Consider the following 26,704-nt stretch of genomic DNA (forward strand, 5'->3'; position numbering starts at 1 on the left):
GCGTGGGGAGAAGGAGACTGAATTTCCCCTCGCCCCCGCGCGCAGCGTGGGGAGAAGGAGACTAAATTTCCCCTCTCACCTGCTCGCAACATAGGGAGAAGGAGACTGAGGGAGTTAGCGTTAATTGATGAGTTGCCACGTTGAGCTATGATATCAATCCAGAAAAGTGCCCTAACCCTGAAAAAATCCTAAAGAACCAATCTCTTTATAATCCCCTCATTTATTAAAGGCCATTCGCTGGATAATATACTGAAAATAACCGTATCAGTAATGGAACCATTGTGATGAATCATATGCTCACGAAGCACCCCCTCCTCCTTTGCTCCCAATTTTTTAAGATTGTTATATGAGCGCTCATTCTTAGGATCTGTAGCAATTTGAATTCGGTTAAACTGCCATTCTTCAATCGCCTGACGAAATAACAACCACATGCACTCAAGACTGATTTTCTTTCCCCAAACCCCAGGAGTAAGCCAACCATAGCCAACCTCTAAACGCCTGTGCTGCATATCGATATCATAATAGGAACGACAACCAACAACCTGACCATCAACGTGACAACGAATCGCGTAGGTAATTTGTGTCCCCAGCGTTTGCTTGGTTAAATTCTCATAAAACCAATCATCAAAATACTCGTTATAAGCCTTCATTGGCATATAAGTCCAGATCCGTTCATCATTTGCAGCACGGCGCAATGATTCATAATGAGTCTTATTCAATAGTTCGAGATGAATAGACGGGCCAGAGAGGTTTTTTAGAACTAACGGATGATTAAGCATGGTGCTTTTTCTTAATAATGGATTAAATAAGGTCGAATCAAGCTTATCAGCTCCAATCATGGAATTTCAACCAATACGATCGTTTAACTGGATGCTGCACGCCATACAGCCGCTCTTTGGCGATCTAGATTATGTCGTTTCCATTGCAGAGTTGCGAGCTATCTTAACTAAGTACGCACTGATGCAAAGCAGTACCAAAGCCAAAATAAAAAACGACAAAAAAACAGCTAAAATCAATGCCGTCCATGTGCCCTGTGCACGGCTCTTCTTTGTGCTTTACGATATTTAGTGAATTTTTTACCCGTTCTTAACTTTATGGAATGATTCGACGATAATGGATTGTCAACTGCCTGGGTAGATCCTGAGGCGGCACTCGGTGTTACTCCGTCTAACGGAGTGCAGGATACAAGAAAGCCGAAAGCACCGATCAATAGCAATGCATTGTATTTTACCATTTGAAGCACTCCTTCAGACTATTAAAAACTCGCGTTAATAGCAAATAATACTGTGTCACTGGTTTTACCTAAATTGGCACGAGTTGCTGAATAAAAAACAGGAAGTAATTGTCCCGTTGCAAAATCATCGATACCATAATTTACATCATGCTGAAAGCCTAAACTTTCAGTGGTATTGCGCCATAATGAAGTATTTAGGGCAATAGAGTACTCTTTAGCAGGCAATAAAAATGCCAAAGACTCTTTGGTAAAAGTATAGCCTATAGCAATGCTACTTGGTTTATTAAATATACTAAACGAATAGGCTGCTTCTATATCAAAGGCACGCGGTTTTGCTCCACGACGATTATAAGACAAATCCTCTATCGCAAAAGCTTTTGTTGCTGTTAGATATTCAGCGACAAAACTGTATGCATTTATTGAGTAACTGGCATTAAGATCAAGGCCAGGCACCTTATGTTTTAATATGTTACCATTACCACAAGGATAAGCAAAACCTCCAAAAACCCGACAATACAGAGAGTCCTGACTGTTTAATTGCATTCCCTCTGCATCTGCGATATTAGAGATGTACCCAACTCCGAGGCTCCCGTTCCAATTAGTTTTAGTGAGCGTGTACTGTGCACTCAAACCCCACTCATTAATCGTGTTGTTACCCGTCAAAGAAGTCACCGTTTCCCCTTGATACCCAAACGCATCCAAATCCAGTTCTGCTGAATCAGTACTATAGGTATAACCAAGCAATATAGGGCGCTCAATGGTTGAAAAGAGTGTAGAGGTTAATGGGCTGTTAATCATAAATCCATTATATTGGCCAAAAGGAAGATACATTTGCCCAATCGACCCATACCAATCCGATTTGTTCAGATTGCCAATACTTAAATACCCTTGCTCAAGGTAGACTCTTGAATTCGCTTCTCTAGGGCCAATTTGCGGAGGAGTTAACCCATCAGGAGGCTGGTTATCGAAATCAAAACTAAAAAACCCTGTCACCCATGGCCCCATGCCGGCCAAAGCGGTAATGTTTGCCGTTGTCAAATCGATATCATTGGTGGGCGGTCCAATATAGGGTCTGGTATTATAAATTTGAGCACCAAGAGAACCACTTAAAACAAGATAATATTCAGATGCTCTAGGCTTGGATCCGGAAAAAGCATTTTCAATCTCCTGTCGATATTGTAAGGCAAGTAAGTCTCCATTCTGTTGCGATAAATTAGTCAATAAATCAGAACCATCGTAAGCGGAGGGTGAACCCAAATAGGGTGAAATGACAACGGGGATTCCCCCTAGAGTGAGTACATTATGCTGTTGTTTGGCCTTATCCTGTAACGATGCTGATGAATCAGATTTAATTGAAGTGTTCTGTGCAGAACTTGTCGATGTTGACTGGGTTATATTCCTGGAAACACTTTGATGATTTTGAGCACCAGGAGATCGTACCTTCTTAGTGGACGTCTCTTGTCTCTTTGCCGGGTTGGATGATTTCTTTAAAGAGCCTCCTGCTGCTCTTCGCGGCTTAATGGTGCTGTTATTGGTTTGTGTTTTTTTATGAAGATGAGTATGTTCATTAAGTTGCTGCCTTAATTGCACGACCTCTTTCCTTAAAGAGCGTGTTTCTTCTATTAAGGCATCAATTTGTTCTGGAGTTAAATTAGTTGCTGACGAAGTATTGGCGTTGAGCAACAAAATGAATAAAAACACCATTCTGTTTTTAAAACTTAAAAGAAAACTCATACTCATTTTATTCATTAAACTCATACTTCTGATTTTATGATCAGCAAGAGTAATTTAAATATTAACCTTATCCAAGTTAATTTTTAAATTAATAATCAAATCACCGTTGATGTTGTTCATATCAAAAAGACTTACTAACTTTTGCAGATAAATAAATAATCCTCTTCCTGAATTTCAAGCTCATTCAGCCAGATTTTCTTCATCCTTCACACCTGGTTTTTAGAAAAAATTCAGTGAGACTAGACGTATGCCAAAGAAATAAGAGAGTGGCGAAGAAAGCCAAATTGATGAAAATAACCTCTGCTAAATCATTTATACTTCCGGCTCTACCGGCAAACCCAAAGGTGTAGAAATACCTCATAGCAGTATTTGTCATTATATTTCCGTCGCAAGCAAGCTTTATGAAATGAATGACAAAGACAGAGTGCAACAAGGGTTTACCCTGGGGTTCGATGCCTCATTGGAAGAGCGGTGGATGGCCTTTGCTAATGGCGCGGCATTGACCGCGGATTCTATAAGGAGAATACGCCTTATTCATACTCCTTTCATTCAGTTCCAGACAAAACAAGTCAGAAAGAATAAAACCAACATGATTGTTTAATATCCAATTCTTCCTTATAATCCGCATCAATAACAATAACAATAAGGTAATTTCATATGAAAAAATGGATCTTGGCAGCAGCAAGCAGCATGGTTATGTTTAATGCCTCTGCAAATGAAGGTTTTTGTGGATACAAAGATTTTTTCCATTTGAGTGATAAATCACATCCAGGAATATACGTTGTCAGTGGTTATAGCGAATCGGATGTTATTTTAGAACGAGTAGGCCCGCGCAGTTTTATAATTAGAGACGGTTTTGATTGTCGCTCAGGTTATGCCCATGTAACAGTAGCCTATGATACTGAAAACTGGTGCGTACTGGACATTAAAGACGGCCCATTTATGTACACACCAACCGTTACTGCATCATGCAAAGGCATACGCTATTTAGGCCTGAGCTACGACAGCTTTGGAAGCTATTCTTACTCAATTAATTTGGACTAAGAGCTCATTAACGCTTTTTGATCCCCAACGCAGACATCAGTGCGCGTGTCATATCGCGCACAAGCTGACGTACAATCTGGCGAAATAATGTATTTTTCGTAACAGCAGTGATAACTGACGGCTCATTTGTTTCATTACTCGCCTTAGTCTTTGTGTTTTGCTGTTGTTCTGATGTGCTGTTTTGAGCCGCCAAAATTTCCTTCGCTGAATTTCTCTCCTGACGTTGACGATAACGTGGATATAAAGTTGAAGCAGCAACAACCTGATTTAACTCTTGATCGGTTAAAACTCCCATCCGCGATTCAGGCGCTCTTATCATGCATTGAATCAAAGGGGTCGGCTGACCTTTTCCATCCAAACTGCTGACCAAAGCTTCCCCAATACGCAATGCAGTTAACAATTGCTCCGTGTCATAATGTTCGGATGGGGGAAAATTCTGAGCGACCAACTTCATCGCTTTTCGATCTTTTGCTGTAAAAGCGCGCAAAGCGTGCTGGACTTTCAAACCCAACTGACTTAAAACACTCTCTGGAATATCATTGGGCGTTTGAGTACAAAATATGAGTCCGACTCCCTTGGAGCGAATTAATTTCACCATAGTATCCAGCAAACTCAGCAGGGCTTTACTGGCATTACTAAAGATAAGATGCGCTTCATCGATAAATAGAATGAGCTTGGGTTTGTCCGGATCGCCTAATTCAGGCATAGTTCTGTAAACGTCAGATAATAATTTCAGCATAAAGGTAGAAAACAATTTCGGCTTATCCTGCATGTCCAAAAGCCGTAAAATTGAAATAACGCCCAAACCTTGTGCATTGGTTCGAACCAAATCCAAAACATTAAATGCAGGCTCACCAAAAAATCTGTCCCCTCCCTGAGATTCCAACTCAATGATTTTACGCATAATCGTACCTACCGAGGACGAAGCAACACTGCCAAATCGAGCTTCAATTTTATTTTTTCCTGTATCGGTCTGCACAAATTGTAATAAAGCTTTCAAATCAGCCAACTCAATGAGCGGCAATTGCTCTTGCTTGGCGTATTCAAATAATACCGTTACAACCCCCTCCTGAGTCTCGTTCACATCAAGCATACGGGCAAACAAGACGGGACCAAAATCAGAAACAGTTGAACGTAGCGGTACACCAGGATGAGACTCATTCAAGGTAAGAAATTCAACAGGAAAACCACGAGGATTAAAATCCAGATGCAAGGATTTGCTTCTTGTGATCATGGTCTCGGATGCATCCCCAGCCATGGCCAGACCAGAAACATCCCCTTTAATATCCATAACCAGGCTTGGTACTCCTGCTAATGAGAGTTGTTCGCTCAAAACCTGAATGGTTTTAGTTTTTCCACTGCCTGTAGCTCCAGCTATCAATCCATGTCGATTAAAGGATTTTAACACCAGATTTACTGCAGCATCCGTAATGAGTTGATTTTCAACTTCAATACCACCCAATTGCAATGAAGGTAAGTTTCCGGTTTGGTAGGGAATACGTAAATCTTCATACATAAAAAGAATCCTTATCAATCAAATATCTTAAGTATAATCTTAAAACCCTGATATTGCTTTAATCCAGAATGAATCGTGCAGCCTGCTCTGCGATCATCATCACCGGAGCATTTGTGTTACCCGATACGACTTGCGGCATAATGGACGCATCAGCAATAACCAGTCCGGTAATGCCATGGACATGCAGACGAGAATCCACCACGGCCATGTCGTCATGCCCCATGCGGCAACTTCCCACTGGATGGTAGACGGTATCAGCACGTTGCCTTATTAACTGAATGATTTCTTCGTCTGAAGTTGCTTGATACAAAGGCCTGGCTTTAAAAGGAGAAAAAAGCTCATGCTCCATCAGTTCCTGGGTCATTTTATAAGCTCGCAACAGAATCTCTAAATCGTAATCATGGGCTAAAAAATTAGGATCAATTGCCGGAGCATGGAATGGATTTGCGGATTTCAATCGGATTCGCCCACGACTTTTAGGACGAAGCACACAAAAATGCAGCGACATTCCTCTCGCGATATGAAACTTATGACAATGCGCGTCAACAATGCCCGGGACAAAATGCAATTGAATATCAGGCCTGGCTTGTCGTGCATCAGTAGAAATAAATCCACCCGCCTCAGCAAAATTTGTAGTCATCATCCCTGTTGCGTTGGTTCTATATTCACGATAGGCTTTAAAAATATCCCATAGAGCGGTGGGGCCAAAGCCTAAAAGATTGGGATGATTGGCTTTGTATGCATGGACATAGTCTGGATGATCATGAAAATTTTCACCCACACCAGGTAGTTCATGAATGCAGTTGACTCCATGACGTGATAACTCTTCTCGCGACCCAACTCCCGACACCATTAATAAATGCGGTGTATTAATCGCTCCAGCACTTAATATAACGTTCTTTCTGGCGCGAAACTCTATGATGTTCCCTTTATGGCGTACACTTATTCCATGACAATGCGCACTGCGAATCAATAATTTTAAAACACGCGTCCTGGTTAAAACCGTCAAATTGGCTCTAGCCAATATTGGGTCCAGGAATGCATCTGCTGCGCAATGGCGTTTACCTGCTTTCTGAGTCACCTGATATAACCCAATTCCAGACTGACTTACTCCATTAAAATCGGGGTTATAGCCATACCCACAAGCTTTTCCTGCCTCAACAAACAATTGCGATACTGGATTAGGACTTAGTAAATCATTTACGGCCAACTCACCTTCTTGTCCATGATATGAATCATTAATTCGGTAGTTGTGCTCAAATTTTTTAAAAAGAGGCAAAACTGAATCATACGACCAGTCCTTTGATGTAGTTTGCGCCCATTCATCATAATCTTCGCTTTGCCCTCTGATATAAATCATGGCATTAATAGCACTGGAACCACCTAGAGCTTTACCTCTAGGCTGATAGCCGCGTCGATTATAAAGTCCTGGTTGCGGCTCAGTCCAATAATGCCAGTTCTTGAGCCAAAAAGGCATGGTCAAAACAGTGAGAAAAGGAATTTGAATCAGAGGAGATTTATTACTGCCCCCAGCCTCAACAAGTAACACTTGATTCGCCGGGTTTTCACTTAATCGGGAAGCAAGTACGCAACCAGCACTTCCTCCACCTACAATAATGTAATCAAATTCCATGCTCAAGTTATCCATCGATTAAAAAGCAGGTTTTAATAACGCTGTTGAATTACAATCCTTATTGAGCATCTCAACTCAAGTGCACTGTGAGCAAATGCCATATATATTCAGCGCATGATCCGTCATTTTAAAATGAGCCTTTTCCGCAATAACTTTTTGTCGTTGTTCGATGATCTCATCAACAAACTCTTCTACTCGGCCACATTTTACACAAACCAAATGATCATGATGCTCCCCCTGACTCAATTCAAAAACGGAATAACCCCCTTCAAAATTGTGACGGGACACTAATCCGGCTGCTTCGAACTGGGTAAGAACTCGATACACAGTAGCCAGGCCAACATCTTCACCTGTTTCCAATAAGGCCTTATAGACATCCTCAGCGCTTAAATGATGATTACGAGATTGTTCTAAAATTTGCAGTACCTTCAAGCGCGGTAAGGTAATTTTTAATCCGGCTTCTTTTAACTGCTGACTCTCTTCCACTTGTGCTCCTTAACAGTAATGAATTTGCACCCGTTTAGTGGTGTCTTTAAATAAATGGCATGTTATTATGGCGAAATTTTTCACGGTAGGCAAAAAATATGCGAATAATAACCCTTATTGTAACACTCATTTTATCATTAACTTTGACTCAATGTGCATCCTATGATTTTGCCAGACGCATCAGTCAGCAAGGGAACTTGCTTCCCCAATCAAAAGTTGAGCGATTAAGAGTAGGAATGAGCAAAAATGACGCGGCTATTTTAATGGGAACCAGCCTAATGAGCCCTACATTTAATAACGATCGCTGGGATTATGCATATACCTGGCGTCGAGGTATGGGCAGCATGACCATCAAAACCGTTGTTATTTATTTTAAAGGAAACTCGATAAGTCGAATTGAACACAAACCCTAATCACAAGCGGCACCCTGGGAAATATCATAATCCAGGGTGCGCTGTCGTTAAGTCAGGTTTGTTATTCCAAAACATCCATTCATACGTTTGGAAGATGATGTATCGATAAGACATTGAAACATAGGGTCACTGAATGCCAGCATACAGTGCCTTAAGCTGGTAGTTCCTTACCGTAGAAAGAGGATCCAAGAAAAGACGGGCATCGCGTTACAAAGCCGCCTGATTTATTTTCTTAAGCGAGCTTTCTGACGTCTTTTCTCTTTAGGGTCACACTGTAATGGCCGATATAATTCGACCCGATCGCCATCTTTAAGTACCGTATCCCTGGCAATCTGCTTCGCAAATATACCCACGGGCAAATCCCTGGTTTCTGGATGAGAATCAAAGATCCCTGATGCGGTTAAAGCATCTGCTACGCAGGATCCGGGGTTTAATGCTAAATCAAAATGCACAACAGTGCCTTCCTTGGCAATGTAAACCACCTCAACTTTTACCATAAATAACCTCTGCCCGGTCACAAAATGCATCAACCATTTTATCGGTTACTTGATCGAACACAGGGCCAAGAAGCATGGAAAATATTTTTCCAGAAAATTCAAACTCTAGGTCAAAGGAAATTTTGCAGCCATCCTCTACCTCATCGAAACGCCAAAAACCTTCCAAATGGCTGAAAGGACCATCAACAAGGCGAATTTCGATCATTTTGTTAACTTGCAAACGATTGCGGGTAGTAAATGATTTGCTCATTCCTGCAGCACCGATAACTAAGGTAGCCTGTACTTCATCGTCATCTCGATGATGTACGGTACTTTCTGCGCAATAAGGAAGAAATTCCGCATAATGGTCAACATCATTAACCAAACCATACATTTGTTCACAAGTATAATTGACTATTCGTGATCTTTTTACAATTGGCATTACACAGCTCCTTGAATCTGCTTATTAAGCCAAAGACTCAGGTCTTTGATTTCTTCATAACAAATGGAATGTTCCATTGGGTATTGTTGAAAAGAAATATCATTATATCCTTTATTCAATAACCAATCTCTACTTTGTTGAGTCCATAAAGGTAAAACAAGGGGATCAAATTGACCGGAGCCCATAAAAAAGGGAGTACTTTTATCCAATCGAGGGTTACTCGTTCCAGCCAGGGGCAAATAGGCAGATAATGCAATGACACCGCCTAAAGTATGTTCTGTATGAAGCGCAGTGTGCAGCGCCATTGCCCCACCTTGTGAAAACCCGGCAAGATAGAGTTGAGAATATTGAAAACCGTCATCGCACTGAGAATTCATTACTTTTCGAATTATTTCTTCTGATTGCTCAATGCCTTGTCTGTCTTCCCTGTCCAACAATTTCATTCCAACAATGTCATACCATGCGGGCATGACCATACCACCATTCAAAGTTACAGGGCGTGAGGGGGCATCAATAAATACATGCCTTATTGCCGCATCCTTAATCATTAACTGATCTGCCAATCCCATCATATCAGACGCATCAGCACCTAACCCATGCAGCCAGATAACACATGCCTGTGCCTTTTCCTGCGAATCGTTTATATATACGCTCAAAATTGGTTCTCCACCAAAAAAACTCAAATTATCGCCAATGAAATGGAGCAGCGCAAGTTAAGTATTCTTAAACCACAGAATTAATCGAGGCTCTAACCATCGCCAATGAGTCAATGACGATACAAATAAGGATTTGAGGCACCGGATTCAAAAAAAACCAAGGTACTTTAAAATTCAATCAATACACGAAACGCATCACTGCCCTATTTAATTTTAGAGCCAGGGTCGATAATCTCTTGCATTTTTATGTATAAAATTTTATCATAGTGTTTACCATTGAAATGGTTAGGTGTCGTTTCATTGCATAAACTGCCGCTGCATTGTTTGGGTTCATTTTAGTGAGAAACCTATAGAACCCGCGCTTAAAGAGCGGAAAGTAGGGGTAAATAGATGAGATGCCAACAGCCCCTAAATGGAACGTTCCCTAAAAGCTAAAAATACAGCATTTTTAGTATGAACACCGATGAAGTTTAACGCTTATTGAGATATGAACGAATGATAAAGCAACTGATTAAAGAACTGGCCAGCAGACCTTCTACCAGTTCACTGAGCAACGATGATTGGTTCTTGTACAGTAAACAATATCATGAATTAGAAGATTCATTACGTTCCTCATTTATCCATGTTCTTGCAAACCACAGCGGTGTCTCATCCTCACAGATATTAATCGCGTTAACTAGCCTGAATCAAGAAGACACTGATTTGGTAAACCAAAGAGACATGTTATCAGAGCTTCAAGCTGCCCAGGAAACTGCTTCTGAAAAAATCATCCAGATGCAAGATAGAAATTGTTTTAAAAATATCGATATAGAATCCTTAGCTATTTCTCGTGCAGAATGGCTAACCATTATCAAGAAATATGAGCAACAGAACAGGCACAATGTGACACCTACGTTCTTTTTTAGCACTCTAAGCTCCATCAGAAAAATACCCTATGACGACCTGACACACTCTTTAAGCAAATCGCAACCCTCCAGAATGGCAAAGCGAAGCATTTTCAGAGAAGATGCACCGCCAGTCAAAAGGACATTTCAGTCGTTTCGCAAAGATGATGGCTTTAATCCACTCATTCTCGAAGAGACAGATGAAAATCGTTATCTTCAACCTCAAATTGAAGCTACTGGTGCACGATATGGCAAGATGTTTCCGGCCACCCCCGATAAACGCTATCCGGCAGTGGTAAAAACTCCCGGAGGAAATAAAGCACGACCACTTTGCAGAATAGATGGTCAAACTTTATTTAAACACTTAACGCCTGTAAGCCAAGCCCCCAAAAAAGGCCGGCTTAGCTTGCTTGATATATCACGGGAAGAGTTATTGGCCGCTATACCAAAGTTAAATTTAGAACAGGCTCAGGAAATACGATTTGTAGCCACATTAGAAGGAATACAGGAGCGTTCCGGCTTATCAAGACGACACAGTCAATTTTCGATTACCAAGGCAAAAGCCAGCGATGTATTTCGGGCTCATGGTATAGAAATTAAACCCGCTGAAGGACGATCATTTCATTGGTCGCATCTAATAGCCCATTTTTTAGCAGACACCCAGGAATTAGCCACAGATACTCCCGAAAAGGAAATCATTAATCTGGTCCCCACTACAGATGCAGCAAATTATAATACCCTCGAAGCTGTTGAACTGTATATCAGAAAGAAACTGATTGACGAAGACACCGATAATATCCTTATTAAAGTAACCCCGGAATACACTGGTCAATCCCATATCCCCAATATGCTTACGTACACGTTGTCCTGGGTCGAATGCCATGATAAACAACACGAACAAATTTTCTATATAAATCCTCAGTCGTATCAACGCATTACCAAAAGCATGCACGACTCAATTGATGTACTAAGAGAAAATAGCCATACCGTTCAGGATGATTGGCCCCCATCAAGTGGCTTTAAATTTTAATTGAACAAGGGAAAGTCTTTGTAATCAAAAATGATTCAGGCGTTCATTTCTCTTTTATCAATAAATTTCATATAATAAAATTTTAGTATTGGCCTCGATCATGACCCGTTACTTTGCATTTTTAATTTGTGCTACAGCATTATTGATATCCGCTTGTGGACAAAAAGGCCCTTTATATCTACCCACTCCTGAAAAAAACGCTCCGTCTGAATCACCCCAAAGAGATTGATTATGAATATTCGATTTACAAAAATGCATGGATTAGGTAATGACTTTATGGTGATTGACGGCGTCAATCAAAAAATTAATTTACCCCCTAAGCAAATCGCATTATTAGCTCATCGGAATACAGGGATAGGCTTTGATCAGTGTCTGCTTATTGAACCAGCAAAAAAGGAAGAAGTGGATTTTAGCTATCGCATTTTTAATGCCAATGGGCAAGAAGTTGGGCAATGTGGAAATGGGGCACGATGCCTTGCCCTTTTTGCCAAATATTATGGATTAACTTCAAAGAATAAATTAACCGTCGCGACTCAATCCACGACCATGGAATTAATCATTAATGACGATAACAGCGTAAGCGTCGATATGGGCAAGCCCAAACTGGCACCCCAGGATATTCCATTCATAGCAGAACACCAATTAGCGGAATATTCACTGGATTTGGATCAGCATACACGGGTTACGCTTCATGCTATTAATGTTGGAAATCCTCATGCGGTGCTTTTGGTACAGGATACAGAATCAGCCCCAGTGACCGAACTGGGAAGACAAATCACGACTCACCCCCGATTCCCGGAACAAACCAATACTGGCTTCATGCAAATTATAAACAAAGATCATATTAAGCTCAGGGTTTTTGAACGAGGTTGTGGAGAAACAAAAGCCTGCGGTAGCGGTGCTGTAGCAGCAGCTGCAATTGGGCGTTTATTTTATAATCTATCAGAACACATCACCGTATCGCTTCCCGGGGGAGATCTAATCATTGAATGGCCTCATTTTAATGATCACCTTACCCTCACAGGTCCTGCCACTTTTGTTTATGAAGGCACGCTGTTTTAGTGACCATAGTCACAAAAATACAACAACTATTGAATTTTTCTTCCAAACAGTTATGCTGGGCAAAACCAGCATTATTACATCAGTAAGCCTAAAGCTGGAAAATCCACAGAATTAAAAACCAATATAGAGTTCACGGTTTATTCTCAAGCAAATGATTAAATCAAATATCAGTGAATTTATGGTCAAGGAGGATTAACATGCATAACAATGCCGCCATGAAATTCAGTTTATTGAAAGAATCGATCAATACACCTCAATACCAAAAATCAATCACTAAAACTTTAGACGCTCAAAACGAATTTATCAGCACACTCCAGACAAACCAGTATACGCATTATGAAATCCTTGAATTAATTCATATGACTCAGGATAAATTGGTTCGAAGCCTGTTAATTACCCATTTATTAAGTATGGAAGAATACTTAAAAAGTCTTATGGGCAATTCCATATTGAACAGATTAGGCTCACATGAATCCCATATCCCGTCACGACTCAATCCACTGATCTACCAGATGGACATCACGCATTTAACGCTTGAGCAAATCAAACGGCTCCAACCAGAAGCAGCAATCAGTATTCTCTGCTCAATACCTCACTTCCATTTATTAAATAAAGATCAAATTAATGAGCTTATAGGGCAATACCCCGATCCGACAGTAATCCAGTATTGGATCAATCACTATGCCTTGATGCCCAATGCATACTATACCTTGGCTCATCTAAGCAAACTGGTTGATACACACGTACTAAACGAAGTACACAAATTGAGCCAGGATAAAAAGACGGCAATCATCAACTCCATTTTAGAGCATCTGGATTTATACAATCCTTTGTTTAAACTGTTACATGAAGATGAATTAGAACACCAGCTTAAAACAGTAATTAATCATTATCTCAATGGCAATCATCATCAGAATTATGTCATTTATATCAAACTGTTAACAAGAAAATTATTTTTAGAGCAGACATTGCTCTCTTTGGATACCATTCAACTATTAATTTCCTTAAACGACAACAAAGAATTCAGCGAAATAACAAACAAAACCAGTTACCTCATCAATTATTATCTAAGGTTCAAGGCTCAATCAGGTGATACCCAACTCTTTTATAATGAAGGCAAATTAAATATTCATGTAATGACCCAGCTTGTTCAATTAAGACCTTCATTACCTCCAAAAGAGGAAGAAACAAGACGCTTGCTCAAATGGATTCAACCCACCGATCAACAGCAACCTCAATCCATCGTTGAACAAAATCCCATTCCAGAAAACTCGCTCATTCCTTTGTTAGCACAAAAAGAAAAGTCAGTAAGAGCATTCGATTATTTTTTATTACATTTCAAAGGAAATACAAGAAATCTTTCTAAAACCATAAAGAACTATCTAGAGTATCATGTACAAGAGGGTTGTTCCGAATCTCGTCGCAAAACGATATATCATACCGCAATATTAATGAATCGCCCTGAAGTTAAAAATTCCGTACGAGAGGCAATATATACCTCTCTCCTGCACTACCCGGAATTATATGATGAGAGTATCAGTTGCTGGCTGCTTCGCTATGATGCCAAAAGAACGCTGCAGCATTTTGGTCTAAAGGGAGGAGCTCCCAATTACATTCTGATAATGGAATTGTGCACGGATGCCCTCAAAAAGCTCGATCCCACTAAAGACAAGCATATTATTCAAATAGCAAATCAAGCTTATGCCGAAGCAAAGCAAGAATTGTCGTTTAGTGAAGAAAAGGGTTTTTTTACTTGGTTAATTCAACGTATTAAACGTTGCTGGATCAACGGTTGGACAGGATTCTTTTCCCCCAATTTGCCTGTATACGTTGCGCCCTCATATACGAAACCCATTGTTACAGATAGAGACCGGTCAGTTTTAGAAGCTGAAAGCAAACCCTCTATAAAAGACTCCGAACAGAAGCTTGCCAGAATTTTAAAAAACATAGAGAAACAATGCACAATTCAAAATATTGATGAATTAATTGATATTATGACTACAAACTTGTTCAAGTCAAATGCTCAAGAGGAGCTGAACTTAAGAGCCCGAATCAATCTGTTGTTTCATGAACTTATACTAGACAGTAAACAAAATAAAGGAATTAACTCCTGGTTAGCCAAAAATCATCCCCTATTAAATGCAAATCGCTTTCGTCTTTTAGAGCTTATATTCACCCATGGTTCTCAAGAGGATTTGGAATTGTTTATAAACCAAGTGAATGACGATTCAACCTATTTACCACCGGCTCGTGATACAACACAGATACAATCAATAGTTAGTGAATTCAAGGTCGTGTTACCCGAGCTGAATGATGAAATCGAATTACCTCCCCAAAAAGGCGCTGTTGCAGCATCAGAACTATTAAGCATGGACACAATGTCCAATCTATTTAACAATGCCTGGAGTTGGACAAAAGGAAATGTTGGTGTTTTTTTTGCCAACAATTCTTCTCTGCCTCCTCCAGCAGAGACCCCACCTCAGACACCATTAAACCCGAATCCACTTCATTAGCACTTTGCCCCGCAATTCTATGCCGGGCAAATCTTTAGCGTGTATGAATGAATGGTAAGATTACAATGATTTACTCATCGAATGAAACAGCGCACTAATTAAAGATGGGGTGTAATGATGATAATAAAAATGCCGAAATTTTAAAGCTGAGTATGATCGGTTGAATCAAATGATTTAAGGATATTAATAATATGATTAGTTTAATCGTAATACTGTCATGCAACTTGACGATAGCCTCTTGATAAACCTACAATAAAAATAAGACTCTGATTTGGCAAAAATATGGATGAAAGAAGGTCATTTTTCAGATTAAAAAATAACGGAGAAATTCTGGCTAAAATTTCAAGCCAGTATTTTGAAATTATTGATATATCAGCAACAGGAGCGCGCATAACGAATAATTCACAGCTTGCTGACGAGGGTACCATTGAAATCTCAATCAATCGATTTTCTATAGAGATGCACTATAAAATATTAAGGTTCGAAAATAATTCCACCATCATCATATTTACTAATGATGCTGAAATTGATCGCATTTTTGTTGCCCTGAAACAATTAAGGGACGAACGAAGAGTTCACAAACCCCAAATCTAACCAGCGTAAACGGTCGTATTTGAGTGCAGGTTGAACGAAACGGGGACTTAAAAAAAGCGCAGTGAGGTACATAAGCATTTTTTTATTTTCCTACTCCACCTTGAACGGTCGTATTTGAGTGCAGGTTGGACGAAACGGGGACTTAAAAAAAGCGCAGTGTACATCAGGTACATGAGCATTTTTATATTTTCCTACTCCACCTTGAACGGTCGTATTTGAGTGCAGGTTGGACGAAACGGGGACTTAAAAAAAGCGCAGTGTACATCAGGTACATGAGCATTTTTATAAGTCCCCACTCCATTCAAGATGCGCCAAAGACGCCCGTTCAAGAGAGTTTCCAGCGACGGTGCATCCAGTTCCACTGCTCCGGATGAGCCAAAATAATCTGTTCTAAAGCCTGATTGTATCTTAAGGTATTTTGATAAAGGGCTTCTTGTGTAGAATCATGATCTTCCCATGGAATTGGGTCATGAAACTCCAGAACGTGCTTGCCATTAGGCAATCGATACCCTGCAGCCGGGATTACTGGCACACCAGTATGGCGAGATAGTGTAGCTAAACTTCGATAAGTCCCTGCTTTTTTACCAAAAAACTCGACGGCGATTCCATCTCGATTAACCAAAGAAGCATGTTGATCCAGAACAAAAATCACTGCATGATTTTTATCTAAAGCGTCACGGACTTGTTCCAGGGAATTTTTTTTAGGAATCACATTTAAGCCGACTTTATAATAATTCTTAAATAATAAACGCTCTATCATCTTAAATCTTAAAGTCCGCCTGATAAAATGAAATTGTCCCTGAAATTCTTTAAAATTTAATACCCCACCTAAAGGTGCAAACTCCCAATTTCCGAAATGTCCAGTGACGACCAACACACCTTTTTCCTGTGCAACCACGGCCAACATCTTTTCGTGGCCAATGACCTCGACTTGATTCTTAAGCTTTTTTTCACTCATAAATCGTAGCTGCAGTGCTTCTTTTAGTGATTTGGCAATGTGTGAATAATAGGCTTTAGCCAAATGTATTTTTTGATCGTCAGAGAGTTGATCAGAATAGACCTGATGAATATTGGCCAAAACCAAACGTCGACGATAGGGCAAAAATCGATAAATAAACTTCCCTGCCAGACTAACAGGCAAGGATTCGATTTGTTGTTCTAATTCAGTCACAGGAATTAATCACCAAACAAGCATTCATACTGGCAAAACCTCTGTTAATCATCAGAGCCGATGAGTGGGCTTTTATCTTCTGATGATTTGCACTGAGGGCTACCCCCTCGCAACTGCCAGCAGCATGTACCAAATTGGCAATGCCAGGCGCACATTGGTTTTCCAGCGCATAGGTTGTCAATACTGCATCCAATACACCTGAAGCGCATAAGGTATGGCCCATAGACCATTTAAACGCCGTGACGGGAACATGCTGATCAGCAAATACTGTTCTAATTGATTGAGCTTCACTGTCATCTGATTTACTGTTTCCATTTCCATGGGCGACAATTAAGCCAATGTGTCCGGGCTCCAGTCCAGCAGACTCCAGAGTTTGATTGATTAACGCAGCCAAACGGTGGCCATCGGGTTCTATGGAAAATAATCCAGTTGCTTCACTCGCCGATTGACCACCAACAATTTCACCGTAACACTTGGCAGAACGGGCACGAACACTGGCTTCACTTTCCAAAACAAGTGCTGCAGCTCCCTCTGCCAGCAAGGTTCCATCATGCTCACCATCAAATGGTTTTAAATGACGATTACTGACTACGCCCAATTTCTCATAATAAAATAAAGATTGTGGTTCAATTCCCATGTCATAAGCAACAACTACAGCTCGATCCGCTTGACCACTGCGTATTGCATGATATGCCTCCAAAATGGCTTGCGTGCCACCTACTGCATGGTTGGTGACATTGTGGTTTGGTCCTTTAAAGCCATATGTAATACCAGTGTACGCAAGAACATTATTGGGTAAAATCCTTAACAACCACATTGGGTGAACTTCTTCAAAAAGATTTTTAGCAAAGCTCTGCATGTCATCTTGAGTTTTAGCTAATAAAGGCAAAAAATCATATTGTTGAAAATATTTATTTCCTGGTGAACCAACATAAACAGCGGTTTGCTCATTAAATGATTCAGCAGACTCAAGAGTATCTCGATAGGCAAGCATTTGACTGTGTTCTACCGCTTGCACAGCGGCATTAATGCCCATAACATCCTGGCGGGAGATAACTTTAATTAATTTTCGATCAGGCAACATTTTAGCGGGTTGAAAATCTTTTAATTCACCACCCAGACGATGTGACCACTGAGATAAATCCCAATATTTAATTTCATCTATTCCACTGTCACCGGACAGAATTGCCTGCCAGGTCTCATCCGCAGTATTTCCTGAAGCAGTTAACGCACTTCGTCCTGTTATAAATACTCTGTTTAGATCGGTCATTGACGTGCTCCTTCAAACTCAGGATGCTTGAACAACAGGCAACTATTTGAACCACCAAATCCGAACGAATTGGATAAAACAACCCCCAGAGACTTTTCTCGAGGCCCTTCTGTAACATAATCCAAATCACATTCAGGATCAGGATTTGTTAAATTAGCAGTTTGAGGAATTTGCGCTTGCTCTATGGATTTTACAGATAAAACCGCCTCAAGAGCACCTGCCGCAGCGATCAAATGACCCGTTTGGCTCTTGGTAGAGCTCGTCGGTAAACTGGCACTTCGGCTACCAAATACAGCCTTAATGGCATTAGTTTCACTAAGATCATTCATTTTGGTTGAAGTCCCGTGGGCATTAATATAATCCACATCACGAGCTTGAACCCCAGCGTCTTTAAGAGCGCGTTCAATAGCCTGAATTGCGCCATCTCCATTAGGATGAGAATCGGTAATTCGGTACGAGCTTAATGAGTTACCTTCGCCAGCGAGTTCAGCATAAATACGAGCACCACGTGCTTTTGCTTTATCCCATTCTTCAAGAATTAGAAAAGCAGCGCCTTCGCCCAGAACAAAACCATTACGCGCTGCGTCAAAAGGACGGCTGGCGCTATGAGGCGTATCATTGTAGGTAGATAAAGCGCCCAATAAACAAAAACTGGAGAGACCCAATGGATTAATCATGGAATCAAACCCACCGGCAAGCATAAAATCAGCATCTCCACGACGAATAACCTGCATAGCCAAACCTAAAGCTTGGCCACCTGATGCGCACGCAGTATGGACTGATGATGCATAACCAGTGATACCAAAATGCTGGATCAGTAATGACAATCCTGAATTAGATGTGGTTTTTCCAAAATCGGTTAATTTATAAAATTCCCTGGAATTAGCCTGTAAAGCGCCCCAATCGGCTTCACCGCTTAGTGCACAGACTTTTTGAAATCGCTTCAAATAGTCAAATTCAGCGGTCATCATGCCACTCCCCGTTACAACGCCCCATCGTGAGGAGTTCTGTTGGGTTGGCATTACAGCAGCATCTTCAAAAGCCTGACGTGCGGCTTCCAAAGCATAATGAGTAAAGGACATTGCGAAACGGGTGTGTTTTCCCTTTAGAGAAGGGTCAGGGATGAAATTCTTCACTTCTGCCGCGATATAAGTTGGAAAAGCGCTTGCATCGAATTGCTTGATTTCATCGATTCCAGATTTTCCGGCAATCAAATTACTCCAGGTGGAGTCGACATCATGACCTATGGGTGAAACGGCACCCAGCCCTGTTATTGCAACTCGTCTTTTATTCATCTCATCAACCTTTAGGTATAAGCACTAAATCCACAACACATACCCGCTTACCCTCTACTTCACTGCGATAAGACAGGATAATTTCTTCATCAGTTTGTTGCTTGACTTTCACAGAACACACCACAACATCACCGGGAAGAACAAAATCATTCATTTTAATTTTGCGCAATTCACTCACTTGATAAGCGATTGGAAACCCAGCCCGCGCAACAAATTCGCGCGCCAGGTTTAATTTACACTCCAATAAGACCGTCATGGGTAAAACGGGTTTCTTGGGAAAATGATCTGGAAAGTAGGGAGCCGCAAGAGAAATTCTCTTTTCTGCAGTCATACTGACGCCTGCTTCACTTGAAGTGATCCGATCAAACATCAAAGGTGCAATTGTTGGCCCATGACCTGTCAGCTCATTACTGGCTACCATCGAGTTCATACTGCACACTTCGTCCCAGTCTGCCGGATGGTAAATTTCTGCAAACTGCTGCCTGATTAGTTCCGCATCGATAAAATCAGTCATAGGGAGCAAAGGACCCAATGCTCCTTCAATACTAAAGACAGGTTCGTCACCCACGCGCGCAACGCTATGATAATGGACGGCCTTGTCATCCAGAGAATCGATATGAGACTCAAGTAACAGAGTTTCGCCGACATAAGCAGGCCGATACAAACGCGCGCTTGCAACAACTCCGGCAACAGGTCTTAAAGTAAAATCATTATGTTGCATCACATTCCAGGCGGCTAATTGCCCGAGAGTTTCCCCGATTAATGAAGGAATAAAACAGGTATTTCCTTGCTCATCAAGGGTGACATAGGCATCGTCCCTGGTGATGTGTTTGATTCCCCCAACCCATTCGCCGGGGGATAGATGCACAATTTGATCAACAAATAAAAATCGCATCAGGCAACAGGTTCCGCGCTTTGTTGTTCCACTGCAGCAACGACCAATTTACAAAATGTTTCTACAGTAAACAGCATAGGAATTTCATTAACTTTCATATTGGATTTAAATTGATCCGCAGGGACTTCACTTAAATAGTTTTTTAATGCATCAAGTCCTGCTGGTGTTAATGTGCCGCCTTTCTCAAACTCATCTTCAGCCAGTTCGCCACGTGCATTTTTTTCCAACTGCCCACGAGGAATTTTAATCTTAAATTCTTTTTCCAGTTGAAAAACCAAATCAAGAAAATCAATGGACTCTGCGCCCAAATCTGTAATTAATCGACTGTTTAAAGAGACTTCCTCAGCATCGATAACTAATACATCAGCAATAATTTCCCTAACTTTAGGGTAAACGCCAGCTACATTCATAATTCTTCCCCAGTGCTAACCAAGTTCACAAAGCTGAAAATTATATCACAAAAAGATCATTATTCATCTATATATAATACTGCTCTATCCAACCTGGCTGTATCCAGCATCTACAAACAAGGTATGTGCATTGATCATAGACGCTTCGGGTAAACAAAGAAGATAGACAGCATTAGCTACATCTTCAGGAATCAATGGTCTTTCAGCAAGAGCATGAGACTGATATTCATCAAGTAACTGTTCTCTGTTAGGGAAATGTTTTAGAGCATCTGTATCAACCACTCCGGCAGAAACAGTATTCACTGTAATTCCAAAAGCAGCCAACTCCAAACTCAATGAGCGAACTAGAGCCTCAAGAGCTGCTTTGGATGCGCCAATAAAGGCATAATTAGGTATTGCCCTGGATGCTCCCAAACTGGATAAAGCAATAACCCGGCTGTTTTTAGGCATCAACTCACGACCTTCACTTACCAAATGATTTAGCGCCAGAGCATTGGTTTCCATGCACCACCGCCAATGTTTGGTCGACATCTTTAATGCGGGTTTTAATACTCCGCTGGCAGCATTACTAATGAGAAAATCAAGATGATTAAAGTGCTCTTTGAATTGACCAAACAGTTCTTTAACAGATTGGTGATCCGCGACATTAGCCTGCAGGGCAACGGCTTTACGCCCTAAATTTTGTATTTCCTGCACAAGAGCCTGCGCCTCATCGGAACTGTTGTAGTACACAATAGCCACATCACTTCCTGCCTGAGCTAATTTTAGAGCAGTTGCTTTTCCTATGCCCCTTGCTCCTCCAGTAATTAAAGCGACCTTTCCTGCAAATACTGAACTCATAGAGTCATCCTCTAGTATAAAAAGGCACCAAACTACCGGGAATATTAAAATCTGTCAATGACCTAATACGTATAGGAATAGTAAAATACCTTGTTTCTAACGCTTTAACTTTGTACCATCTGAACATCACTATATTAAAAATTCATATCCATGAAGTATTCCTGGTTAAAAACAGTTTTTCCAATTGCTGCCATTTTTTCTTTTCGAATGTTGGGACTATTCCTGCTTATACCCGTATTTTCTGTTTATGCTGAGGAACTCAAAGGAGCAACACCTGCACTGATAGGTCTTGCATTAGGTGGATATGGATTAACACAAGGGTTACTGCAAATGCCTTTCGGCATGCTTTCTGACAAATTTGGCAGAAAGCCAATGATAACGATCGGATTGGTGCTTTTCACTTTGGGCAGTTTACTAGGAGCCATAACCGACTCTATATACGGCATGATTCTCGCCAGAACACTTCAGGGAACAGGCGCGGTAGGCAGCGTGCTGATTGCCCTATTAGCTGATTTAACTCCCGATGAACAACGTACTAAGGGCATGGCGGTAATTGGCATGACCATCGGCATCTCCTTCAGTCTGGCAATGATTGTCAGTCCTGCTCTTTCGCATTATGCGGGGCTTTCGGGTATCTTTTATCTCACTGCATTCTTGGCAATTTCAGGGATTGTATTACTGCATTTGGTTATACCCAATCCTATCAAAGAATGCTTTCATGCAGACAGTGAAGCAACTGTCTCTTTATTTAAACCGGTTATTAGTAACCGACATTTACAACGATTGAATGTAGGTATTTTCTGCCAGCATTTTATTTTAACTTCAACATTTTTTGCTATACCCATCTTACTGAGCCACCATATCAAACAAGGGCATTTAACCCAACAATGGCATTTCTATTTGCCCTTGATGCTTTTTTCTTTCATTGTAATGATTCCTTTTATTGTTATCGCCGAAAAGAAAAAATTAATGAAAATTGTATTTGTTCTTTCCGTTCTGTTTTCAACAGCCGCACAATTTCTTCTGGCGCTTACCTGCCAGGATTGGTACAGCCTTTGCCTCCTGATGTTTGTTTATTTCATTGCCTTTAATATCCTGGAAGCAACATTACCTTCACTGATATCGAAGCAGGCAAATCCCAACAGCAAAGGCACTGCTATGGGCATCTATTCTACCAGCCAATTTTTAGGAATTTTTGCTGGAGGCTCTCTTGCCGGTATTTTATATCAATGGCATAGCAGCCAGGGTATCTTTTTAATTAATGCCTTTCTAGGCATTATCTGGTTGAGTGTCGCCATATTTATGAAACCCAATGTTTATGTTTCAACCCTGATACTGCATTACTCACCTCAAGTTGATAACGATGATTCCCTCATCCAAAAATTGTTACAAGTGCAGGGAGTCAAGGAGGCTGTTCTGTCGCAGGATGAGCAAGTCATCTATGTTCGCATTGATAAAGATCAGTACCAGCCTGGTTCCGCGGAGCAAATACTGGCATCAATTCATAGTGAATAAGGTTTAATTTAAATCAGTTGCTACGCAATATCTCTTAATTTAGGTATAATCTTTCTCTCTAACTTTCGCATACAGGAGATAAAAAATGGCAAGAGGAATAAACAAAGTCATCTTGGTTGGTAATGTAGGGGTTGATCCTGATGTCCGCTACTTACCAAACGGAAATGCTGTAACCACTTTATCCTTAGCTACCAGTGAAACCTGGAAAGACAAGACAACAGGTGAAAAACAAGACAGAACCGAATGGCACCGCGTGGTTTGTTTTAATCGCTTAGGCGAAATAGCTGGTGAATACGTTCGAAAAGGTTCAAAACTCTATGTAGAAGGCAGTTTACGTACCCGTAAATGGCAAGATCAACAAGGCCAAGACAGATACACAACAGAAATTATTGCTTCTGATATTCAAATGCTTGACAGTAAAGGCAGCAGCGGCCCATCTTATGATGACATGCCACAAGCGCAACCACAATCAGCCCCTGCCCAATACTCAAATGCCAATAGACAACAACCAGCTCAAGCAGCTCAAGACGCGTTTGATGAATTGGATGATGATATTCCATTCTAAGTTCTAAGTTTGCCTCCTAACCCGTAATGACCGTATTGCGGGTTAGGAAATTTTGTTCAAAGGTAATGCCCCCAAAACGTCCATCCGGATACCAATTTCTTACAACAAAAATACTTCTCAACTCACTACAGAACAGCTCACGGTACTACTGCGTATTGCCACATCAAAAAAAGGCCTTAAAATAAGCACTTTGATTTATTTTGGTAATATTCTCTTAAGCTTAAACGATTAAACTATTAGTCTTCTTTTGTATCACCCTGGAACAATTACATGTCTCACTATTTCAAAGATCTTATTACCAAACTTCGTAATCCAGGCAAGGATTTGGGAAAAGAACACCATTTGTTCCTATTGGGTACTGCAGTTGATTACGTTGATCGCCCGACAGACCCCAACATCAATAAATCCTATATTCGTGGTGAAACATTTTCTTATACTGCTCAGTTAATGACCCTGTTGCTCGGTGAACAGGACTCTACAATAAAATACGCTGACGCCCACCTCCCCAAGTCCCCCTATTATGCGCATGCCTATCATTCGAATTCAGTTGATGTGATCAATGGTGCGGATACGCCAGGATATGAAGTAGGTGATAGATTAGCAAAAGCGCTTATGTTAGCCCTTGCTGCTGTTGCAGAAGGAAAAACTCAATTAAGTATCTCGGGGTTCAGTCGCGGAGGAGTAGAGTCCATTGTATTAACCCATGAACTGGCACGAGTCCGCGATGCGCTGGCGAGAGATTTAAGCATTGAAAAACCAGGAGACCGTCGCTCACTGGCTACCCTTATACAAGAAAGTAACAGCGTACCTGGCCTTGCTCTAGTAAAAGATCCCAGCTATACACGCCAGGTGCTCACAGAATTAGTCACCAGCGAACCATTAGATGATGAACAAGAACTTAAATTGAAGCTCTTGAATAATCTGAATGCACTACAGGTTAAACTGTTTGTTCTTGATCCGGTACCTGGTGGAAATTTCGGTAAATTAATTCGCCTGGGATGGCAGGAAGAATGTTTTTATACACTTCCAGAATTCGTCGTGCAAAGACAGGAGTTTGTACAAAAACATGAAACATCTAATTGTTTTAAGCCAATTATTCCACTAGGTATGCCCTATGAAGTAATTCCAGGTTGTCACGGTACTGGTGACGGAAACCAGTTTGATCACAATGGTTCGCCTGTTCCTGAATCATTTAAACAAAATAGTGATCTTTCGGGCGTCCAAGATCTGGTTTTAAGGCGATGGATTGATTTTATGTTTCCTAACGAAGTTAAAATGGATACAGCTATTGATCTGGGGCATTCTGAGCTGGATGCGGTAACAAATGCATATCTGCCAGCCAACTCATCAGAGCGCTCTAGTCAACTTCTGAGTAACTATCAACACATTCAGGATAACTATCCGGCGTTCGAGTGGCTTGCAACTCGTAACTATACCGGATTGGGGCGTTACATGGCTCAACGTCAGGTTCATTTTCGTCAAAGAGGAAATACACCCATTACCGATCTTGATGTTCATGGAGATGGAACAATATTTCTCAACCTTCAACATGTTAAATTGTGGATGGCAAACACATTAAAACTATCCAATTTTTTCGAATTGAATTTAGTTGAACAAGTAAAATGGCTCAAGGACAACATTGAATATGCCTTTAAACCGGTTGATTTGACTCAACCCATCAAAGATCAAAACCATATGATATCCAGCCTGCTAATGGAAGAAAAAAATCATACTTTAGTACAAGAATCTCTTTCATACCTGGTAAACACCGTTACACAAACCTACTTGAGAAATCATTTATCCATTGAAGAGAGAATGCAATGCAGAAACTGTGTCGCTAACACGTTTGATACACTTAGAGAGGCTGCTACAGCTACGTCGGGAATAGATCCCAACAGAACCAAACTGGCGTCAACTTTTATGGAGGAAATCAGAAAAGATTTAACCTCAACCATACTGCAACATCAACAGGCGCTTTTATCAATGGCGTATAAACTGTCACGTGACGCTGAAGATCTTCGGAAAACTCTAGCAAGTACAGATAAGTTTGATACTACTGACGGAACTCCAATCTCATGGCTCATGGACACCCAAAAATTAGTTGAAGACCTGGATATGTTAATAGAACAAATTAATGCCTTAGAACCATGGTACGATCAAAAAAAGCTTGTTGATCATTGGTCCAGGGATTTGCCCATATTAGGGGGAAATGCAGAAGAGATTTGTTTTGATAAATCTAAAGAACATATATTCCACATCATAAGCCAACAACAAGTCATACTACTGACCAATGCCAGTACTATACTAAGTAAAATGCCCGAAGCTCTAGCCAATCAACCTGAACAACTCGACAGCAAATTTTACTCATATATCCATAAACTTGCCAACGTTGAGCGTTTAGAGCAGACAGTTCAAACGACACAGATGAAACTAGAACAAATAACCTTGGAACTCGATTCCACTCGAAAACAACAAAAATCGACCCAGCATCAATTGGAACAGATCATCAGTGAGACCGAAAACGCCAAAGAAAAAGAAGTCGCGCGATTAACATCCCTTTTAGATGCCTATCAAAGCAAAGAAGAAAGAGACGCAATTGTTGCTATTGATTCGTTATTAAAAATAACAACACACTATTTGAACCATCTAAACCAATCAAAGGATAATAGTGTTTTGTTCCACGCAAAGAACAAGGCGGTCACAGAGCTGATCAACTGCCTGAAGGAAACCCACAAACTACCCTCTGAGCAATTGGTCCAATTTAATAGTAGGCTTAAGGAAACTCAAGACAAGATTCAAGAACACAGGGATCCTTTATGGCAGCGATTTTTCAGAGATTGTGTGCGAATAATTGGTCTGCTGTGTAGCGGTGTGGGACTATACCGGATAGTTACTGGGCAGGCCCCCAAATTTTTTAAACCAAGCCATGGTGAACAGTTCATTGAGGCAATTTCCGAACAAAATAACGTGATACCTACAACAAAGAGCAAGTAAACCATAGTCGATAATCTTTTAACTTCCCCAAT

General features: G+C 40.8%; 26 protein-coding genes. 11 read left to right on the forward strand and 15 right to left on the reverse strand.

Going from position 1 to position 26,704, the window contains the following annotated elements; genetic code table 11:
* Positions 1–188: 188 nt before the first annotated feature.
* The 3 genes from G543_RS0116410 to G543_RS0116420 form a co-directional block, all read right to left on the reverse strand.
* The gene (locus tag G543_RS0116410; RefSeq protein WP_238584757.1) at positions 189–839 is read right to left on the reverse strand and encodes a GNAT family N-acetyltransferase; all 651 of its coding nucleotides are present in this window, start codon (positions 837–839) and stop codon (positions 189–191) included.
* 173 nt (positions 840–1,012) lie between these two features.
* Positions 1,013–1,234 carry a hypothetical protein gene (locus G543_RS19075; protein WP_133141378.1) on the reverse strand — a complete coding sequence of 74 codons (222 nt, stop codon included), beginning with the start codon at positions 1,232–1,234 and terminating at the stop codon, positions 1,013–1,015.
* Between the two features lie 21 nt (positions 1,235–1,255).
* On the reverse strand, positions 1,256–2,983 hold the full coding sequence (locus G543_RS0116420; RefSeq protein WP_028385498.1) for an LbtU family siderophore porin: 1,728 nt from the start codon (positions 2,981–2,983) through the stop codon (positions 1,256–1,258).
* A gap of 295 nt (positions 2,984–3,278) precedes the next feature.
* Between G543_RS0116420 and G543_RS0116430 the strand changes: the two genes are divergently transcribed.
* Together G543_RS0116430 and G543_RS0116435 are read left to right on the forward strand one after the other, a co-directional pair.
* A complete protein-coding gene (locus G543_RS0116430) occupies positions 3,279–3,569 on the forward strand; it encodes an AMP-binding protein (protein WP_274519396.1) in 291 nt (96 codons plus the stop codon).
* A gap of 56 nt (positions 3,570–3,625) precedes the next feature.
* Positions 3,626–4,012, forward strand: a complete 387-nt coding sequence (locus G543_RS0116435) for a hypothetical protein (RefSeq protein WP_028385500.1) — start codon at positions 3,626–3,628, stop codon at positions 4,010–4,012.
* A 7-nt stretch (positions 4,013–4,019) separates the two neighbouring features.
* Here the strand turns inward: G543_RS0116435 and G543_RS0116440 are convergent, their stop codons facing one another.
* The 3 genes from G543_RS0116440 to fur form a co-directional block, all read right to left on the reverse strand.
* On the reverse strand, positions 4,020–5,528 hold the full coding sequence (locus G543_RS0116440) for a helicase HerA-like domain-containing protein (protein ID WP_028385501.1): 1,509 nt from the start codon (positions 5,526–5,528) through the stop codon (positions 4,020–4,022).
* A 58-nt stretch (positions 5,529–5,586) separates the two neighbouring features.
* Positions 5,587–7,161: a GMC family oxidoreductase gene (locus tag G543_RS0116445; protein ID WP_028385502.1), complete on the reverse strand. Its 1,575-nt coding sequence runs from the start codon at positions 7,159–7,161 to the stop codon at positions 5,587–5,589.
* A gap of 75 nt (positions 7,162–7,236) precedes the next feature.
* Positions 7,237–7,647, reverse strand: coding sequence for a ferric iron uptake transcriptional regulator (gene fur, locus G543_RS0116450; RefSeq protein ID WP_028385503.1), 411 nt, complete (start codon positions 7,645–7,647; stop codon positions 7,237–7,239).
* Between the two features lie 98 nt (positions 7,648–7,745).
* Here fur and G543_RS0116455 point away from each other — a divergent pair, with 98 nt between their 5' ends.
* Positions 7,746–8,060 carry an outer membrane protein assembly factor BamE gene (locus G543_RS0116455; RefSeq protein WP_028385504.1) on the forward strand — a complete coding sequence of 105 codons (315 nt, stop codon included), beginning with the start codon at positions 7,746–7,748 and terminating at the stop codon, positions 8,058–8,060.
* A gap of 224 nt (positions 8,061–8,284) precedes the next feature.
* Here the strand turns inward: G543_RS0116455 and G543_RS0116460 are convergent, their stop codons facing one another.
* The 3 genes from G543_RS0116460 to G543_RS0116470 are packed head-to-tail and all read right to left on the reverse strand — an operon-like array spanning position 8,285 to position 9,634.
* Complete coding sequence (locus G543_RS0116460; RefSeq protein WP_028385505.1) at positions 8,285–8,557, reverse strand: RnfH family protein; 273 nt, start codon at positions 8,555–8,557, stop codon at positions 8,285–8,287.
* Entirely contained in the window at positions 8,544–8,978 is a 435-nt protein-coding gene (locus G543_RS0116465) for a type II toxin-antitoxin system RatA family toxin (RefSeq protein WP_028385506.1), read from the reverse strand. The genes G543_RS0116460 and G543_RS0116465 overlap by 14 nt, the downstream gene beginning before the upstream one ends.
* On the reverse strand, positions 8,978–9,634 hold the full coding sequence (locus G543_RS0116470) for an alpha/beta hydrolase (RefSeq protein WP_035922656.1): 657 nt from the start codon (positions 9,632–9,634) through the stop codon (positions 8,978–8,980). Before G543_RS0116470 ends, G543_RS0116465 begins: the two co-directional genes overlap by 1 nt.
* A 495-nt stretch (positions 9,635–10,129) precedes the next feature.
* On the opposite strand from G543_RS0116470, the gene G543_RS0116475 reads away from it, so the two are divergent.
* From G543_RS0116475 to G543_RS0116490, 5 genes are all read left to right on the forward strand, one after another.
* Positions 10,130–11,548, forward strand: a complete 1,419-nt coding sequence (locus G543_RS0116475) for a hypothetical protein (protein ID WP_028385508.1) — start codon at positions 10,130–10,132, stop codon at positions 11,546–11,548.
* A gap of 100 nt (positions 11,549–11,648) precedes the next feature.
* Positions 11,649–11,777, forward strand: coding sequence for an LPS translocon maturation chaperone LptM (gene lptM, locus G543_RS18850; protein ID WP_081675705.1), 129 nt, complete (start codon positions 11,649–11,651; stop codon positions 11,775–11,777).
* A gap of 2 nt (positions 11,778–11,779) precedes the next feature.
* Positions 11,780–12,610, forward strand: a complete 831-nt coding sequence (gene dapF, locus G543_RS0116480; RefSeq protein ID WP_028385509.1) for a diaminopimelate epimerase — start codon at positions 11,780–11,782, stop codon at positions 12,608–12,610.
* Positions 12,611–12,807: 197 nt separating this feature from the next.
* Positions 12,808–15,123 (forward strand): hypothetical protein, encoded by a 2,316-nt coding sequence (locus G543_RS18210; RefSeq protein ID WP_051190761.1) that lies wholly within the window; start codon positions 12,808–12,810, stop codon positions 15,121–15,123.
* 282 nt (positions 15,124–15,405) lie between these two features.
* Positions 15,406–15,717, forward strand: a complete 312-nt coding sequence (locus G543_RS0116490) for a PilZ domain-containing protein (RefSeq protein ID WP_028385510.1) — start codon at positions 15,406–15,408, stop codon at positions 15,715–15,717.
* A gap of 325 nt (positions 15,718–16,042) precedes the next feature.
* Here the strand turns inward: G543_RS0116490 and G543_RS0116495 are convergent, their stop codons facing one another.
* The 6 genes from G543_RS0116495 to fabL form a co-directional block, all read right to left on the reverse strand.
* Positions 16,043–16,888 carry a lysophospholipid acyltransferase family protein gene (locus G543_RS0116495; RefSeq protein ID WP_028385511.1) on the reverse strand — a complete coding sequence of 282 codons (846 nt, stop codon included), beginning with the start codon at positions 16,886–16,888 and terminating at the stop codon, positions 16,043–16,045.
* A complete protein-coding gene (locus G543_RS0116500; protein WP_028385512.1) occupies positions 16,881–18,158 on the reverse strand; it encodes a beta-ketoacyl-[acyl-carrier-protein] synthase family protein in 1,278 nt (425 codons plus the stop codon). The genes G543_RS0116495 and G543_RS0116500 overlap by 8 nt, the downstream gene beginning before the upstream one ends.
* The gene (locus tag G543_RS0116505) at positions 18,155–19,453 is read right to left on the reverse strand and encodes a beta-ketoacyl-[acyl-carrier-protein] synthase family protein (protein ID WP_028385513.1); all 1,299 of its coding nucleotides are present in this window, start codon (positions 19,451–19,453) and stop codon (positions 18,155–18,157) included. Before G543_RS0116505 ends, G543_RS0116500 begins: the two co-directional genes overlap by 4 nt.
* A gap of 4 nt (positions 19,454–19,457) precedes the next feature.
* Positions 19,458–20,348 (reverse strand): ApeI family dehydratase, encoded by an 891-nt coding sequence (locus tag G543_RS0116510; protein WP_028385514.1) that lies wholly within the window; start codon positions 20,346–20,348, stop codon positions 19,458–19,460.
* Positions 20,348–20,758 (reverse strand): acyl carrier protein, encoded by a 411-nt coding sequence (locus G543_RS0116515; protein ID WP_028385515.1) that lies wholly within the window; start codon positions 20,756–20,758, stop codon positions 20,348–20,350. The genes G543_RS0116510 and G543_RS0116515 overlap by 1 nt, the downstream gene beginning before the upstream one ends.
* A gap of 84 nt (positions 20,759–20,842) precedes the next feature.
* Positions 20,843–21,598 carry an enoyl-[acyl-carrier-protein] reductase FabL gene (gene fabL, locus G543_RS0116520; RefSeq protein WP_028385516.1) on the reverse strand — a complete coding sequence of 252 codons (756 nt, stop codon included), beginning with the start codon at positions 21,596–21,598 and terminating at the stop codon, positions 20,843–20,845.
* A 150-nt stretch (positions 21,599–21,748) separates the two neighbouring features.
* On the opposite strand from fabL, the gene G543_RS0116525 reads away from it, so the two are divergent.
* From G543_RS0116525 to G543_RS0116535, 3 genes are all read left to right on the forward strand, one after another.
* Positions 21,749–23,113: an MFS transporter gene (locus G543_RS0116525; protein ID WP_028385517.1), complete on the forward strand. Its 1,365-nt coding sequence runs from the start codon at positions 21,749–21,751 to the stop codon at positions 23,111–23,113.
* An 85-nt stretch (positions 23,114–23,198) separates the two neighbouring features.
* Entirely contained in the window at positions 23,199–23,678 is a 480-nt protein-coding gene (gene ssb, locus G543_RS0116530; RefSeq protein WP_028385518.1) for a single-stranded DNA-binding protein, read from the forward strand.
* Positions 23,679–23,948: 270 nt separating this feature from the next.
* Positions 23,949–26,672: a hypothetical protein gene (locus tag G543_RS0116535; protein WP_028385519.1), complete on the forward strand. Its 2,724-nt coding sequence runs from the start codon at positions 23,949–23,951 to the stop codon at positions 26,670–26,672.
* Positions 26,673–26,704 lie beyond the last annotated feature (32 nt).

It is taken from the genome of Legionella moravica DSM 19234, assembly GCF_000423305.1.
Lineage (GTDB): Bacteria > Pseudomonadota > Gammaproteobacteria > Legionellales > Legionellaceae > Legionella > Legionella moravica.

Coding starts and splice junctions, on each gene's coding strand:
- lptM (WP_081675705.1), top strand. CDS start 11,649: ATGACCCGTTACTTTGCATTTTTAATTTGTGCTACAGCATTATTGATA.
- G543_RS0116535 (WP_028385519.1), top strand. CDS start 23,949: ATGTCTCACTATTTCAAAGATCTTATTACCAAACTTCGTAATCCAGGC.
- G543_RS0116410 (WP_238584757.1), bottom strand. CDS start 839: ATGATTGGAGCTGATAAGCTTGATTCGACCTTATTTAATCCATTATTA.
- G543_RS0116455 (WP_028385504.1), top strand. CDS start 7,746: ATGCGAATAATAACCCTTATTGTAACACTCATTTTATCATTAACTTTG.
- G543_RS0116490 (WP_028385510.1), top strand. CDS start 15,406: ATGGATGAAAGAAGGTCATTTTTCAGATTAAAAAATAACGGAGAAATT.
- G543_RS0116445 (WP_028385502.1), bottom strand. CDS start 7,161: ATGGAATTTGATTACATTATTGTAGGTGGAGGAAGTGCTGGTTGCGTA.
- G543_RS0116420 (WP_028385498.1), bottom strand. CDS start 2,983: ATGAATAAAATGAGTATGAGTTTTCTTTTAAGTTTTAAAAACAGAATG.
- G543_RS0116500 (WP_028385512.1), bottom strand. CDS start 18,158: ATGACCGATCTAAACAGAGTATTTATAACAGGACGAAGTGCGTTAACT.
- fabL (WP_028385516.1), bottom strand. CDS start 21,598: ATGAGTTCAGTATTTGCAGGAAAGGTCGCTTTAATTACTGGAGGAGCA.
- G543_RS0116515 (WP_028385515.1), bottom strand. CDS start 20,758: ATGAATGTAGCTGGCGTTTACCCTAAAGTTAGGGAAATTATTGCTGAT.
- G543_RS0116460 (WP_028385505.1), bottom strand. CDS start 8,557: ATGGTAAAAGTTGAGGTGGTTTACATTGCCAAGGAAGGCACTGTTGTG.
- ssb (WP_028385518.1), top strand. CDS start 23,199: ATGGCAAGAGGAATAAACAAAGTCATCTTGGTTGGTAATGTAGGGGTT.
- G543_RS0116505 (WP_028385513.1), bottom strand. CDS start 19,453: ATGAATAAAAGACGAGTTGCAATAACAGGGCTGGGTGCCGTTTCACCC.
- G543_RS0116475 (WP_028385508.1), top strand. CDS start 10,130: ATGATAAAGCAACTGATTAAAGAACTGGCCAGCAGACCTTCTACCAGT.
- G543_RS18210 (WP_051190761.1), top strand. CDS start 12,808: ATGCATAACAATGCCGCCATGAAATTCAGTTTATTGAAAGAATCGATC.
- G543_RS0116435 (WP_028385500.1), top strand. CDS start 3,626: ATGAAAAAATGGATCTTGGCAGCAGCAAGCAGCATGGTTATGTTTAAT.
- G543_RS19075 (WP_133141378.1), bottom strand. CDS start 1,234: ATGGTAAAATACAATGCATTGCTATTGATCGGTGCTTTCGGCTTTCTT.
- dapF (WP_028385509.1), top strand. CDS start 11,780: ATGAATATTCGATTTACAAAAATGCATGGATTAGGTAATGACTTTATG.
- G543_RS0116510 (WP_028385514.1), bottom strand. CDS start 20,348: ATGCGATTTTTATTTGTTGATCAAATTGTGCATCTATCCCCCGGCGAA.
- G543_RS0116465 (WP_028385506.1), bottom strand. CDS start 8,978: ATGCCAATTGTAAAAAGATCACGAATAGTCAATTATACTTGTGAACAA.
- G543_RS0116525 (WP_028385517.1), top strand. CDS start 21,749: ATGAAGTATTCCTGGTTAAAAACAGTTTTTCCAATTGCTGCCATTTTT.
- G543_RS0116440 (WP_028385501.1), bottom strand. CDS start 5,528: ATGTATGAAGATTTACGTATTCCCTACCAAACCGGAAACTTACCTTCA.